Origin of the sequence: Pseudomonas sp. Pse1 (assembly GCF_024519635.1) — a bacterium.
In the GTDB taxonomy this organism is placed as follows: domain Bacteria; phylum Pseudomonadota; class Gammaproteobacteria; order Pseudomonadales; family Pseudomonadaceae; genus Aquipseudomonas.
Map to the genome: position 1 here is coordinate 286933 of NZ_JALJRO010000003.1, position 14144 is coordinate 301076.

15 protein-coding genes are annotated in these 14144 nt (G+C 58.7%); 5 read left to right on the forward strand and 10 right to left on the reverse strand.

Translation table 11 applies throughout. From position 1 onward, the window contains the following. The first annotated feature begins 23 nt into the window (after window positions 1-23). Window positions 24-1241, forward strand: coding sequence for an argininosuccinate synthase (locus NR126_RS06410; RefSeq protein ID WP_027619731.1), 1218 nt, complete (start codon window positions 24-26; stop codon window positions 1239-1241). A 119-nt stretch (window positions 1242-1360) separates the two neighbouring features. Here the strand turns inward: NR126_RS06410 and NR126_RS06415 are convergent, their stop codons facing one another. Further along, a complete protein-coding gene (locus tag NR126_RS06415) occupies window positions 1361-2125 on the reverse strand; it encodes a hypothetical protein (protein ID WP_256829906.1) in 765 nt (254 codons plus the stop codon). Window positions 2126-2539: 414 nt separating this feature from the next. Between NR126_RS06415 and NR126_RS06420 the strand changes: the two genes are divergently transcribed. After that, window positions 2540-3166: a response regulator transcription factor gene (locus NR126_RS06420; protein ID WP_027619732.1), complete on the forward strand. Its 627-nt coding sequence runs from the start codon at window positions 2540-2542 to the stop codon at window positions 3164-3166. A gap of 80 nt (window positions 3167-3246) precedes the next feature. On the opposite strand, the gene NR126_RS06425 is transcribed toward NR126_RS06420, so the two are convergent. The 8 genes from NR126_RS06425 to metG all read right to left on the reverse strand — a co-directional run bounded on the left by NR126_RS06425 (window position 3247) and on the right by metG (window position 10300). Continuing rightward, window positions 3247-3426 carry a PA3496 family putative envelope integrity protein gene (locus tag NR126_RS06425; RefSeq protein WP_027619733.1) on the reverse strand — a complete coding sequence of 60 codons (180 nt, stop codon included), beginning with the start codon at window positions 3424-3426 and terminating at the stop codon, window positions 3247-3249. Window positions 3427-3533: 107 nt separating this feature from the next. Beyond that, window positions 3534-4172, reverse strand: coding sequence for an endonuclease III (gene nth, locus NR126_RS06430; protein ID WP_027619734.1), 639 nt, complete (start codon window positions 4170-4172; stop codon window positions 3534-3536). A 24-nt stretch (window positions 4173-4196) separates the two neighbouring features. Then, window positions 4197-4748 carry an Rnf-Nqr domain containing protein gene (locus tag NR126_RS06435; RefSeq protein WP_256829907.1) on the reverse strand — a complete coding sequence of 184 codons (552 nt, stop codon included), beginning with the start codon at window positions 4746-4748 and terminating at the stop codon, window positions 4197-4199. After that, window positions 4745-5350 (reverse strand): RnfABCDGE type electron transport complex subunit G, encoded by a 606-nt coding sequence (locus NR126_RS06440; protein ID WP_256829908.1) that lies wholly within the window; start codon window positions 5348-5350, stop codon window positions 4745-4747. The genes NR126_RS06435 and NR126_RS06440 overlap by 4 nt, the downstream gene beginning before the upstream one ends. Beyond that, window positions 5347-6345, reverse strand: a complete 999-nt coding sequence (locus NR126_RS06445) for an RnfABCDGE type electron transport complex subunit D (protein WP_256829909.1) — start codon at window positions 6343-6345, stop codon at window positions 5347-5349. The genes NR126_RS06440 and NR126_RS06445 overlap by 4 nt, the downstream gene beginning before the upstream one ends. Next, entirely contained in the window at window positions 6332-7546 is a 1215-nt protein-coding gene (rsxB, locus tag NR126_RS06450; protein ID WP_256829910.1) for an electron transport complex subunit RsxB, read from the reverse strand. The genes NR126_RS06445 and rsxB overlap by 14 nt, the downstream gene beginning before the upstream one ends. Continuing rightward, window positions 7543-8130: an Rnf-Nqr domain containing protein gene (locus tag NR126_RS06455; protein WP_256829911.1), complete on the reverse strand. Its 588-nt coding sequence runs from the start codon at window positions 8128-8130 to the stop codon at window positions 7543-7545. The genes rsxB and NR126_RS06455 overlap by 4 nt, the downstream gene beginning before the upstream one ends. A gap of 118 nt (window positions 8131-8248) precedes the next feature. Then, a complete protein-coding gene (metG, locus tag NR126_RS06460; RefSeq protein ID WP_256829912.1) occupies window positions 8249-10300 on the reverse strand; it encodes a methionine--tRNA ligase in 2052 nt (683 codons plus the stop codon). Between the two features lie 191 nt (window positions 10301-10491). On the opposite strand from metG, the gene apbC reads away from it, so the two are divergent. After that, window positions 10492-11586, forward strand: coding sequence for an iron-sulfur cluster carrier protein ApbC (apbC, locus tag NR126_RS06465; protein WP_027619741.1), 1095 nt, complete (start codon window positions 10492-10494; stop codon window positions 11584-11586). Between the two features lie 134 nt (window positions 11587-11720). Here apbC and NR126_RS06470 read toward each other — a convergent pair whose 3' ends face one another. Continuing rightward, window positions 11721-12479, reverse strand: coding sequence for an SDR family oxidoreductase (locus tag NR126_RS06470; protein WP_027619742.1), 759 nt, complete (start codon window positions 12477-12479; stop codon window positions 11721-11723). Window positions 12480-12644: 165 nt separating this feature from the next. On the opposite strand from NR126_RS06470, the gene NR126_RS06475 reads away from it, so the two are divergent. Both NR126_RS06475 and NR126_RS06480 read left to right on the forward strand, forming a co-directional pair. Beyond that, window positions 12645-13376: a HugZ family protein gene (locus tag NR126_RS06475; RefSeq protein ID WP_105753905.1), complete on the forward strand. Its 732-nt coding sequence runs from the start codon at window positions 12645-12647 to the stop codon at window positions 13374-13376. A gap of 66 nt (window positions 13377-13442) precedes the next feature. Further along, window positions 13443-13919: an FxsA family protein gene (locus tag NR126_RS06480; protein ID WP_027619744.1), complete on the forward strand. Its 477-nt coding sequence runs from the start codon at window positions 13443-13445 to the stop codon at window positions 13917-13919. The last annotated feature ends 225 nt before the right edge of the window (window positions 13920-14144 follow it).

A 14144-nucleotide genomic window follows, 5' to 3' on the forward strand; every position in this document is an offset into this window, starting at 1 on the left:
GTAGAACCCCGTGGAGTGATGGCATGGCGGACGTAAACAAGGTCGTTCTGGCGTATTCCGGCGGCCTGGACACTTCGGTGATCCTCAAGTGGCTGCAGGATACTTATAACTGTGAAGTGGTGACTTTCACCGCTGACCTGGGTCAAGGCGAAGAAGTCGAACCGGCTCGCGCCAAGGCTCAAGCCATGGGCGTCAAAGAGATCTACATCGACGATCTGCGCGAAGAATTCGTGCGCGACTTCGTGTTCCCGATGTTCCGTGCCAACACCGTCTATGAAGGTGAGTACCTGCTGGGTACCTCGATCGCACGTCCGCTGATCGCCAAGCGCCTGATCGAAATTGCCAACGAAACCGGCGCTGACGCCATTTCCCACGGCGCCACCGGCAAAGGCAACGACCAGGTACGTTTTGAGCTCGGCGCCTACGCGCTCAAGCCAGGCGTGAAAGTGATTGCACCATGGCGCGAGTGGGACCTGCTGTCCCGCGAGAAGCTGATGGACTATGCCGAGAAGCACGCGATTCCGATCGAGCGCCACGGCAAGAAAAAATCCCCGTACTCGATGGATGCCAACCTGCTGCACATCTCCTATGAAGGCGGCGTGCTGGAAGACACCTGGACCGAGCACGAAGAAGACATGTGGCGTTGGACTGTCTCCCCGGAGAAAGCGCCTGACGCTCCGCAATACCTGGAACTGACCTATCGCAACGGCGACATCGTGGCGCTGGACGGCGTCGAGATGACCCCGGCGACAGTCCTGGCGACTCTGAACCGTATTGGTGGCGAGCACGGTATCGGCCGTCTGGATATCGTCGAGAACCGTTACGTCGGTATGAAGTCCCGTGGCTGCTACGAAACCCCGGGCGGCACCATCATGTTGCGTGCCCACCGTGCGATCGAATCGATCACGCTGGATCGTGAAGTGGCTCACCTCAAAGACGAGTTGATGCCCAAGTACGCCAGCCTGATCTACACCGGCTACTGGTGGAGCCCTGAGCGTCTGATGTTGCAACAGATGATCGATGCTTCCCAAGTCAACGTGAATGGCGTCGTGCGCCTGAAGCTGTACAAGGGCAATGTAATCGTGACCGGTCGCAAGTCTGACGATTCGTTGTTTGACGCCAACATCGCGACCTTCGAAGAAGATGGCGGCGCTTACAACCAGGCTGATGCTGCGGGCTTCATCAAGCTCAATGCCCTGCGTATGCGGATTGCCGCAAACAAAGGCCGCAAGTTGTTCTGATGATGTTACGTTGATCACCCGTTGTGATCCCGTCCTGGGCGGGGTCACAACAGGTTTGAATTCTCCGGGTTTCGACGTTCTGTTGAACCTTTTTTGCCTTGGCCATGTTCTTGGCTTTCTCAATCATCACTCCTGTCTTTTCTCTCTCCAGCCTCGGCATGTACGGCCTGGCCCTGAGTAGATGGCGAAGCGACGGCGTTGATCACCTGGGTGTTCAGGTTGTAGAAAATGCAACAGGAGTCGTTGGCGTGCATTGCCTTGATTGCCGACTTCTTCAGCGTCTCGCCAATCAACTGTTCTGACTCCGCGCAGGTCAGTAGCATCGTGAACGTTTGTTGCGTCAGCGGGGCCTGATTGATGGTTTTGGTCAGCCTGCCAGTGTCCTTCTTCTTGCGAACCCAGCGAGCATCGACAATGCGGATACAGTGCACTGAGGCGGGCAGGCAGATTTGCTGAGGTGTGCGCAGGCGGCTGATCAACTCGACGTGGGCTGGCGGATCCTGAGCGCTCTGCAGCAGGTAGTCGGGATGCCCCTTGATCTCCCCGCGGCTCTTGCGTTTCTGCGGTTGCGCGGCGATTTCCCGAGGGATCGATGGGCGGGGTAAATCATCGCACTCAACCGGGGGTGGGGGACTGACAGGTTTTTTTTCCGGACGAGACCCCTCGTCAAATACCTTGATGAAGTGTTTGCCTTTCTGAAAATCGGAGGGCGCGTACAAGGATTTATAGTTGAAGTTAAGGGTGATGAAGAACAGAAACATTAGATAAAAAGGAAAGCTGATCAAGAACCAGATATAGAGTTCCCGATCATCGTCATCGAGAAACGGCAACGACACCGCAGCGGAAGTTTCAGACAGTGCTGCAAATATCGCAATGATGGTCATGGGGTTTACTATCTTTGTTGGTTTTTTTTGCATAGTGGGTACTCGAGTGATTGTGTGTTGCGCGTCGCTAGCGTAATTAATGCTGATTGGAGAGCGCGCTAAAAACGATGTTTTAATCATCGTCGGTCGTGCTTTTAGAATAGGGCAGTGTTCAGCGTCTGTTAAGTGCGGTTGTGAATTAGTTTGATTAAGCTTGGTTGTTTAATAAGCGCAAGCGCTGGTGGAGCCTGCCGATCAGGGTTTCGTAAACTTTAAGAGACATTGTTTTTTCTGAAAACCTGTAGGAAAGATCTTATATATTTGTAGGGATCGTCTCTCGGTATGCTCGACCGGCCCGCTCAGCACCCCAAGGGCAAACCGCATACGCTATTGTGCAGGTTCTAAAAATTCGAACAGCGAAAATTGGACTTGCCCATGAATAAAGTGCTGATCGTGGATGATCATCCCGTCATTCGACTGGCTGTACGCATGCTAATGGAGCGTCATGGCTATGAAGTTATTGCTGAAACGGATAATGGTGTAGATGCTTTACAACTTGCCCGGGAACATATGCCGGACATTGTGATACTGGATATAGGCATACCCAAGCTTGATGGTCTTGAGGTTATCGCACGGTTGAATTCGATGAGTTTTACCATGAAAGTTCTAGTGCTGACTTCCCAAACGCCTGGACATTTTTCAATGCGTTGCATGCAGGCGGGTGCGTTTGGTTACGTCTGCAAGCAACAGGAATTGACCGAGTTACTCAGTGCAATCAAGGCGGTCTTGTCCGGGTACAGTTACTTTCCCAATCAGGCGTTGCACTCTGTGCGCTCGACGATGAGCAGTGCCAGTGAAGCGGACATGGTAGAACGCTTGTCGGGCAGAGAGATGATGGTGCTGCAGCAATTGGCGAGGGGCAAGACCAACAAGGAAATCGCCGATGGGATGTTTCTCAGTAACAAGACCGTCAGTACCTACAAGACCCGGCTTCTGCTCAAGCTGAATGCGCGCTCGCTTGTCGACTTGATCGAACTGGCCCAGCGCAACGGTCTGGTTTGATTCGCGGCCTCTTTGGGAGCGGGGCTTCTGGCGATCCTTGATCGCAAAAAAAAGCCTCTGCATTGAGAGGCTTTCAGGGTCTAAAGGTCATAATCATAATCGGCCAACTGCTTTTGCAGACGTCGTTCCTCCAGCATATTATCGATGGTGCGACGCTTGCTCAGGTTGGTCTTTGCCACCTCCACCTGAGGCTCGACATCATCGGTTTCAACCGGGGGGAAGTCGTCTTCTACGTCCAGTTGTACTTTGCCATCGCTCATACGTTTGACTCCAGGCTAAGAGTGCCATTGGCGCTTCTTATATCGATAATCTCCTGGCGGGTAAAAAAGATTTTTTCAATCGACAAATCAATAAAGTAAATAGCGGCTCAATCGTCAGAGGTTTTTTGCTTGTACTCGCACAGGTCCTCGATCCTGCAGCTGCCGCACCGGGGCTTTCGGGCAAGGCACACGTAGCGTCCATGCAGGATGAGCCAGTGGTGAGAATCAAGCAAAAAGGCTTTGGGAACAAACTTCAGCAGTTTTTGCTCCACTTCCACGACGTTCTTGCCCGGCGCCAGGCCCGTACGATTACTGACTCGAAAAATGTGTGTATCAACGGCCATTGTCAGCTGGCGAAAAGCCGTATTGAGCACTACGTTGGCGGTCTTTCGGCCGACGCCTGGCAAGGCTTCCAGTGCCTCTCTGGTTTGCGGAACTTCCCCACCATGTAACTCGACCAGCATTTTGCATGTCTGGATGACATTCTTCGCCTTGCTGTTGAACAGGCCAATGGTCTTGATGTAATCGGACAATCCCTCCACCCCGAGCGCGTAAATCGCAGCGGGTGTATTGGCCACCGGAAACAGTTTGGCGGTTGCTTTATTGACGCCGACATCGGTGGACTGGGCTGAAAGAATCACCGCGATCAACAGTTCGAAAGGCGATGTATAAGCCAGCTCGGTTTTCGGTTCCGGATTGTCTTCGTGCAGCCTGCGGAAAATTTCCAGGCGTTTTGCGGCATTCATGGGCGCAGCGTTTCCTTGGGGCGATCAATGGGGAGTGGAGCGGCCAAGCCACGCTTGTCTGGTGGCCAGGAGCAATCCCAGCAGGATAAACCCACCTGGGGCAATGATGGCGAATCTGAATGTGCCAGGGCTGTCCAACCAGACGAGCCACTCTGCGACGGAGCCATGACCCAGACCTTCGCGTAACAAACCGAGGATCATCATCAGGCTCGCAAACAGCCCGCACAGGCGCAACCGCTCAGGCAGTGTGCTGTCAGTGAAAAAACCGTTGCACTCCAAAATCACACATTGCAGGGCAATCAGGCCAATCCAGAGGGCCAAATGCTGGTGCAACTCAAGTACCCAGGCCTGAACGGCCAGCGACGCCAGGCTGGTGAGAGTGGCCGCGATTACCACTGAGAATGGCAATTGCAATGCAGAGGGAATCCTGTGGCGCAGCACACGCATCTTCACGCTGTAGAGTCCAATAACCAGCAGCGCAACCAGCGCAAGTATCGCGGCCGTCAGCACGCTGTCGCTGGCCCCTGCCAGCGACGCGAGCATCAATGAGTTTTGCAGTGATGCAGGCTTTTTCACGGGGCGCTCCCGATCCATTCGGATTGGTGTTGATCAAAATAGCGCAGGGCCTGGTGAACGGCGTTAATCACCGCGCGCGAAGTAATAGTCGCCCCGGCCAGTTGATCGAATTGACCGTGATCCTTTTTCAATGCCCAGCCGCTGGCGTTTGGCTCATTCAATGATTTTCCGCTGAATCCGGCCAGCCAGGGATTGGGGTGTGCGGCGATCACTGCGCCCAGCCCCGGTGTTTCCGCTTGCTTGAGGGTTTTGACGCCGATCAGTCTGCCGTGGCTGTCGATCGCGACCAGCAACTCGATCGCGGCTTCGTATCCGGTTACCCGACTGCGCAGCACAACCGCGCGGGGAATCCCTTTGAGGGTTGCCAGGTAACCCGCCAGCAAGGTGCTGCTTTCCAGCTCAACATCAGTGACAGCCAATGGTTGTTCCAGAGGCAGATTGTCATAGCTGCCTACCGGCAGCATATCCAGCAATCTTTGGCTTTCGCTCGCGCGCTGTTCCGTCGCGAACCGTGGCGCCAGCGCGTGCTGCAACAGATAAGTGGCACCAGCCCCCAGCCCGATTACGACCATCAGGAGCACGAGGCCGAGATTGCGCGTCATGGTGTAGGCAGCTCGGGTTGTCGGGCGACGAGGCGTTCCAGGGCCGGTACGCAGAGATTCATCAGCAGCACTGCAAAGGCCACGCCGTCGGGATAGCCGCCCCAGGTTCGAATCACGTAGGTCAGCAGCCCAACGCCTGCGCCGAACAACAAGCGTGCTCTGGGGCTTTTGGCTCCGGAGACCGGCTCAGTGACGATAAAGAACGCAGCGAGCATGCTGGCGCCGCTGAGCAAATGAAACAGCGGCGAACCGTTGGAGTCTGAACCCGAGCCGCTCCAGCACAACAGGCTGATCATGAACAAGCTGCCGAGCATGCCCACGGGGGCGTGCCAGCTGAATATCCGTTGTTGCAGGAGAAAAGCGCCACCAGCAAGAAAGGCCAGGTTCACCCATTCAACGCCTTTGCCGCCGAAATGGCCAAATGCCGGGTCGCTGGCGAACAGCTCGCCCATGGTCAGGCTTTTGTTGATGCGCAGGCTATCCAGGGCGGTCGCTCCGGCCCAGGCGTCAGGTTGTTCGATCCTGTTGAAGCTGAGGCCGAAGATTTGTTGCAGACCATCGGCCAGGCTGACTGTGTGAGCACTGGGCCAGTGAATAAGTTGTTGCGGAAAACACACCAGCACCAGGGCGAAGCCCAGCATCGCCGGATTGAACGGATTACTGCCCACGCCACCGTACAGGTGTTTGCCAAAGAGCATGGCGCCGGCTGCGGCGCTGACCGTTAACCACCAGGGGCAATAAGCAGGCAGCGCCAGTGCCAGCAAGGTGGCGCTGACCAGTGCGCTGCCATCGCTAAGGGCGGGCCTGAGTGGATGTCGACGTAAACGCAACACGGCGGCTTCAATTGCCAGGGCACTGCCGCAGGCCAGCAGCAGATTGACCAGCACCCCCCAACCCGACCACCAGACCAGCGCCAGCATCCCCGGTAGCGTCGCCAGTAGAACCCGTTTCATCGCCTGTTGCAGGCGATCATCCACCGACTCAAGGGTTGGCATGATCGTTCACCTGGCGCTCTGCTTCACTCAGCCTGGCACGGGCTGCCCTCAACAGTTCGGCTGGCGTCTGCGCCTGGCGCTCCAGTTTGCTTACCTCGGCGCGGGCGTAGGCCAGTGCTGTCTTGAGTTGTCGCAGTTGGCTATCGATCGGGCGCTTTTCCGTGCGTACCAGCACCGGTGCGGGCTTGTCACTGGCGTGTTCCGCCGCATGCAAGGCGTGTTCGGCCTGACTCAAGGCTGCGGCGAGCAAATCCAGCTGCTGTGCTGGTGCATCATCGGCCTGGGCTTTCTTCAATTCGGCGCGGCGCATTGCCAACTGGATTTTCGCCCGTTTGAGTTCAGCATCGTTGGCAGGCAAGGGCACTTGTACCGGGTTCGCCGGGGCATTTTTTTCGAGCTGCGCCAGTGCCTGCTCAGCGGCTTCGAACTGCCGCTGAAGGACAATCAGTTGCGACTGTTGCTCGAAGGTCGGCGGGTGGCCAAAGGCTTTCAGTGACTTGTGCAGTTGCGCCCGGCTCATCGCCACATCGATCTTGGCTTTTTTCAGGGCGGCATCCGCCGCTGCAGCTTTTTGCGCTTGCACCCGGGCAATGGCGTCCTGCAACGGGTTGCCGGCGCTTTCGCTCGGACGAGTGGCCTTGAGTGCACGGGCGGCGCGTTCGGCAGCCCGTTGCTCGTCTTCGCGGCGCAGGCGGGCATTGCGCTGTTCGAAACGTTGGCGGGCGTGATCGCGTTTGTCCTTGCGCGCCTGAAATACCTCGGGGTTCGATGCCAGGCCACCGACGATGGGAACTACAGCGTCAGAAGGCAGTGGACGCATCTCGATGCAGTCGACCGGGCAGGGCGCCACGCACAGGTCGCAGCCGGTGCACTCGTCGATGAGCACGGTATGCATCAGTTTGGCCGCGCCGACGATCGCATCGATCGGGCAGGCCTGGATGCATTTGGTACAGCCAATGCATTCGGCCTCGCGGATATAGGCGATTTGTGGCGGCGCGCTGCCTCGACTGAGGTCCAGTTCGATGACCGGTACCTCGAGCAGTTCGGCCAACGCCGCAATTGTCTCGTTACCGCCGGGCGGGCACTTATTGATCGCCTCGCCGCTGGCGATGCCTTCGGCGTAGGGCTTGCATCCGGGATGACCACACTTGCCGCATTGGGTCTGGGGCAGGAGTGCGTCGATGCATTGAATCAGACTCATGTTTTGATCAGTCCACTGAATCCGAGAAAGGCCACGGCAATCAATCCGGCGCCGATCAGGTCGATTGGCAAGCCACGAAAGGCCAAGGGCACATCGTTGTCGAGAGTACGCTGGCGTAAGTCGCTGAACAGGCTCAGTACCAACCAGAAGCCGAGTCCGGCGCCAAGACTCAGCGCCATATGTCCGCCCAGGCCGCTGGCGTCCTGCATGCCCAGCAAGCTAACGCCGAGTACACCGGCATTGCCCAGCAGCAATGGCCAGAGTCCGCTGAAAGGCAGCTCGGGCAAGGCTCGTGTCAGCCCGCTTAGCAGAGGTGTTATCAGCAACACGCTCAAGGGCAGAAACACAAACAGATGGAGGGCGGTCAGGCTCAGGGGCACCAGCAGCCAATGATACGCCACGTAACCCAGCAACCCGTTGAGCAGCATCAGGCTGGTGGTGGCAATGCCCAGGGCATGCACCTGACGTCGGTCCGCCAGCGGGTCGTGGCTGCCTTGCAGCAGTGGGTCGACGCCCAGCGGCCAGTGCAACAGGAAATTGTTGATCAGGGCCGTGCTGATGAGCGTAAGCAGGGTATCGGTCATGGCGTGCCGGTGTGTGCGAAAGGCCTGTAATTGAAGATTAGGCAGGATCCGGCGGGGCAGATATGAAAATCCCACCGTCGCGATCGAGCGCGACGGTGGGATCGGTCCAGCCAGGCGATTACTTGATGCGCTGGCCTGGCTTGGCGCCGCTGTCCGGGCTCAGCAGGTAGATTTCTTCGCCGCCAGGGCCGGCCGCCATCACCATGCCTTCGGAGATGCCGAACTTCATTTTCCGCGGCTTGAGGTTGGCGATCATCATGGTCAGGCGACCGTCGAGCTTGGACGGATCCGGGTAGGCGCTCTTGATGCCCGAGAACACGTTGCGTTGCTCGTCGCCAATGTCCAGGGTCAGGCGCAGCAGCTTGTCCGCGCCCTCAACGGCTTCGGCCTTGACGATCAGCGCGACGCGCAGGTCGACTGCGGCAAAGGTGTCGAACTCGATCTCCGGCGACAGCGGGTCCTTGGCCAGTTCGCCATTGCCTTGTGGGGCGGCGGAACCGGTGTCGGTCTGGCTGGCGACGAGGTCTTCCTTCGATGCATCGGTCATGGCCTGGACCTTCACCGGGTCGATACGGGTCATCAGCGGCTTGAACTCGTTCAGCTGATGGTTGGCCAACAGGCTGGCGTGATCGTTCCAAGTCAGCGGCGGCACATTGAGGAACGCTTCGGCGTCGGCGGCCAGCAACGGCAGCACCGGCTTGAGGAAAATCACCAACTGGCGGAACAGGTTGACGCCGGTGGCGCAGATGGCCTGGACTTCCTCCTGCTTGCCTTCCTGCTTGTTCAGCGACCACGGCGCCTTGTCGGCGATCCAGGCATTGGCACGGTCGGCCAGGGCCATGATTTCGCGCATGGCGCGGGCAAAGTCGCGGGCCTCATAGGCATCGGCGATGCTTGGCGCGGCGGCCAGGAAGGCTTCGGTCAGTTCGGGTGCAGCATTTTCAGCGACCAGCACCCCGGCGTTACCTTTGTGGATAAACCCGGCGCAACGGCTGGCGATGTTGACGACTTTGCCCACCAGGTCGGAGTTGACCTTCTGTACAAAGTCTTCCAGGTTGAGGTCGAGGTCGTCGACGCCACGGCCCAGCTTGGAGGCGTAGTAGTAGCGCAGGTACTCCGGCGACAGGTGGTCCAGGTAGGTGCGGGCCTTGATGAAAGTGCCGCGCGACTTGGACATTTTCTGGCCATTGACGGTCAGGTAGCCGTGCACGTTGATGCCGGTCGGCTTGCGGTAGCCCGCGCCCTCGAGCATGGCTGGCCAGAACAGGGCGTGGAAGTTGACGATGTCCTTGCCGATGAAGTGATACAGCTCGGCGCTGGAATCCTTGGCCCAGTAGGCGTCGAAGTCCAGATCCGGACGGCGTGCGCAGAGGTTCTTGAAGCTCGCCATGTAGCCGATCGGTGCATCCAGCCAGACATAGAAGTATTTGCCTGGCTCGTCCGGGATCTCGAAACCGAAATACGGCGCATCGCGGGAGATGTCCCACTGTTGCAGGCCGACATCCAGCCATTCGGCGATTTTGTTCGCGACCGCGTCTTGCAGGGTGCCGCTGCGGGTCCACTGCTGGAGCATGGCCTGGAAGTCCGGCAGCTTGAAGAAGAAGTGCTGGGAATCCTTGAGCACCGGGGTGGCGCCGGAGATCGCCGACTTCGGATCCTTCAGGTCGGTCGGTGCGTAGGTTGCACCGCATTTCTCACAGTTGTCGCCATACTGGTCTTCAGTGCCGCACTTCGGGCAGGTGCCCTTGATGAAGCGGTCGGCCAGGAACATCTGCTTTTCCGGGTCGAAGTACTGGGTGATCGAGCGCGTGGCAATGTGCCCGGCGTCACGCAGCTTCAGGTAGATCTGACTCGACAGCTCACGGTTTTCTTCGGCGTGAGTGGAGTGGAAGTTGTCGAAGTCCACCAGGAACTCGGCAAAGTCGGCGCTGTGTTCAGCCTGGACGTTGGCGATCAGTTGTTCCGGGGAGATGCCTTCCTTTTCCGCGCGCAGCATGATGGCCGAACCGTGGGCGTCGTCCGCGCAGACATAGGTGCATTGGTGACCGCGATGCTTCTGGAAGCGCACCCACATGTCGGTCTGGATGTACTCAAGCATATGGCCCAGGTGGATTGAACCATTGGCATAGGGCAGGGCGCTGGTGACGAGGATCTTGCGTGGCTCGGACATGGGGCTCGGCTACTTGATGAAACGGAGGTCGGCCACTATAAAGCGCTGGCGATTATTTTTCACCCTCGGGGCCTGTTTCCGGATTTGTGGCAAGGCTGGCCTGCCCAAGGCCGGCGTAATCGGGTCGCCACGAAAGAGCGTCCGGCGTAGGATAGCCGCCTGATTTTCCAGTCTTGTTATCGGAGTTGCCCATGAGCGCCGTCAATCGTGCAGCGGTGGAAGCCGTCCTGCGCCAGTACACCGATCCTTACCTGAACCAGGACCCGGTCAGCGCCGGCTGCCTGCGTGGCATCGATATCCAGGGTGATCGCGTCAGCGTGCAGCTGGAGCTGGGCTATGCCGCCGGACTGTTCAAGAGTGGCTGGGCGCAGATGCTGCAGATGGCCATCGAAGGCCTCGACGGCGTTGCGTCGGCCAGGGTCGAGATCACCACGGTGATCGCTGCGCACAAGGCACAAGCGCAGATTCCCGGCCTGGCCAACGTCAAGAACGTGGTGGCCGTGGCCTCGGGCAAGGGCGGTGTGGGCAAGTCCACCACCGCCGCCAACCTCGCGTTGGCGCTGGCCCGTGAAGGCGCCAGGGTGGGGATTCTCGACGCTGATATCTATGGTCCGAGCCAGGGCATCATGTTTGGCATCGCCGAAGGTACCCGGCCCAAGGTCAAGGATCAGAAATGGTTCGTGCCGGTCGAGTCCCATGGCGTGGAAGTGATGTCGATGGCTTTCCTCACCGATGACAACACGCCGATGGTCTGGCGCGGCCCGATGGTCTCCGGTGCGTTGCTGCAATTGGTAACCCAGACCGCTTGGGGCGATTTGGACTACCTGGTGATCGACATGCCGCCAGGCACCGGTGATATCCAGTTGACCCTGGCGCAGAAAGTCCCGGTGGCCGGTGCCGTGATCGTCACCACGCCTCAGGACCTGGCCCTGCTCGATGCACGCAAGGGCGTGGAGATGTTCCGCAAGGTCAACATCCCGGTGTTGGGCGTGGTGGAAAACATGGCGGTGCACATTTGCTCCAACTGCGGTCACGCCGAGCACTTGTTCGGTGAAGGCGGCGGCGAGAAGTTGGCCAGTCAGTACGGTGTCGAACTGCTGGCGTCGTTGCCGCTGTCGATGGTGATTCGTGAACAGGCCGATGGCGGCAAGCCAACGGTGATCGCCGAACCGGACAGCCAGATTGCCATGGTTTACCAGGAACTGGCGCGCCACGTCGGCGCGCGGATCGTATTGCAGGAAGCGCTGTCGCCGGCGATGCCGAATATCAGTGTCAGCGACGATTGAAAATCTGAAATGCTGCTCTTGTAGGAGCGAGCTTGCTCGCGAAGGTGCATCAGTTGACACCGCGGTGCCTGACCCACCTTTGCGAGCAGCGGAGTGCCGCCGGAGCTGCTCCTACAGTTGATCTTCTTCGTGTCTTAAATCCGCAACCCGCCATCCATCTCCAGAATCCGCCCGGTGTAGTAGTCGTTCTCGAAGATATACGCCGCCGAATGGGCGATTTCTTCCGGCTTGCCCATGCGCTTGAGCGGAATGCCTGAGGTCATTTTTTCCAGTGCTTCGGGCTTCATGCCCAGGGTCATTTCGGTCTCGATGAAGCCCGGCGCAATGCCCGCCACGCGGATTCCGTAACGCGCCAACTCCTTGGCCCAGGTCACGGTTGCCGCCGCCACGCCGGCCTTGGCGGCGGAGTAGTTGGTCTGGCCAACGTTGCCGGCACGGGAGATCGAGGAGATATTGATGATCGCGCCGGTCGATTTCAGCTCGATCATCTTCGCTGCCACTTCACGGGTGCACAGGAATACGCCGGTCAGGTTGACGTCGATGACGGCCTGCCACTGGGCCAGGCTCATCTTGGTCATCTCGCCGTCCTTGACCTTGACCAGCAAGCCGTCGCGCAGGATCCCGGCGTTGTTGATCAGGCCATGGATCGCGCCGAAGTCGTCGCCAACCTGGGCGACCATATGCGTCACCTGTTCTTCATCGGCGACGTTGCACAGGTAAGCGCGAGCCTCGACGCCGGCGGCCTGGCAGGCGGCAACGGCCTGGTCGAGTTTCTCCTGGTTGAGGTCGACCAGTGCCAGCTTGGCGCCCTTGCTGGCGAAATACTCCGCCATGGAACGGCCCAAACCCTGGCAACCGCCGGTGATAATGATTACTTTGTCAGTGAGTTGCATTCGCATGCCCCAATTGCAGGTCGAAGTGGTTTTCTTGTTGTAGGCCTCTCGATCTGCGCCTGACGTGGCCTGGCTGCACATGAGAATTGCCCTGAGGGCATCGCCGGGACGTTGATCCCGCTGCCCGTCCGTTTTTTCGACGGATTCTATTTGAGGAGTCACAAATTGAGCGTTGAAGCTGCCAAGCATGCACGAGAATTACTGCTCAAGGAATACCGTGGAGTGCTCTCGACGCTCTCCAAGGCGATGCCCGGCTTTCCCTTCGGCTCCGTGGTGCCATATTGCCTGGACGAGCAGGGCCGACCGCTGATTTTGATCAGCCGAATCGCCCAGCACACCCACAATCTGCAAAAAGATCCCAAATGCTCGCTGCTGGTGGGCGAGCGCGAAGCCGAAGATGTCCAGGCCGTCGGGCGCCTGACCTATCTGGCTGAGGCGCAAAGGATCGACGACGAAGCAGCGATTGAAGCCGCAGCGGGGCGCTACTATCGGTACTTCCCGGAGTCGGCGAACTACCACAAGGCCCACGATTTCGACTTCTGGGTACTCAACCCGGTGCGTCATCGCTACATCGGCGGGTTTGGCGCGATTCACTGGGTCGATCAATTGACCCTGGCCAACCCATTCGCCGGTAAGGCCGAGGTGAGCATGGTCGAGCACATGAATGCCGATCACGCCAAGGCCATCGCCCATTACGTCGACCTCAGCGGTTTGCCCAAACATGCGCCCGCCGAAATGGTCGGTCTGGACAGCGAAGGCATGCACCTGCGCATTGGCCAGGCGCTGCACTGGTTGCCGTTTCCACAAGTCTGCAACACGCCGACACAGGTGCGCGAAGCCTTGGTTTTACTGGCGCGCGCCGAGGTTTGGCCGACAAAAGCGACCAGCGAAGCTTGAAATCACGAAACGGCGACATCATCTAAGACTAACTGGCAAGGCATTCTTGCGTTGAGGAACCATTTGATGCGCCCTTTTTTGTTGCTCTTTCTGCTGTTTCCGGTGCTGGAGCTGTTCGTATTCGTCAAGGTCAGCGCGGCGATCGGGTTTTTCCCGGCGCTGCTGCTGATCATTCTCGGCTCGATGCTCGGTGTGTTCGTGCTGCGTATCGCCGGGCTGGCTACCGCCCTGCGTGCCCGTGAAAGCCTGAACCGCGGCGAGTTGCCGGCCCAGACCATGATCGAAGGCCTGATGCTGGCCCTGGGTGGCGGTCTGTTGATCGTCCCGGGTTTTGTCAGCAGCGTGCTGGGCCTGATCATGATGCTGCCACTGACCCGTCGCCTGCTGGCCAACAAGATGCGCCAGCGGGCCGAGGAACAGGCGATTCGCCAGCGCGCCTTTGCCGACGACCTGCAACCTCGCGGCGGTCCAGCCCCGCGCGAGCCGTTGGGCCGAGAGCCGAACGTGATCGAAGGCGAATTCGAACACCGCGACTCCAAATAACTGCAGCATTCACACGGCACCTTCGGGTGCCGTGTTCGTTCCAGCGCCCTGCGAAGTAAAAAATTTCACCGTGCTGCCCTTGTAATAAGCTTATGCGCCCTTATGTATCGGTCACCGCAAGGTTTCTGGTGCAAATCGCCAGACAGACTTCCGCGTCTCGCTCGACGAGCCGCAACCGGCACCGCCGGAAATCAACCACCGCCGGGACCACACCGGCCGCTGAAA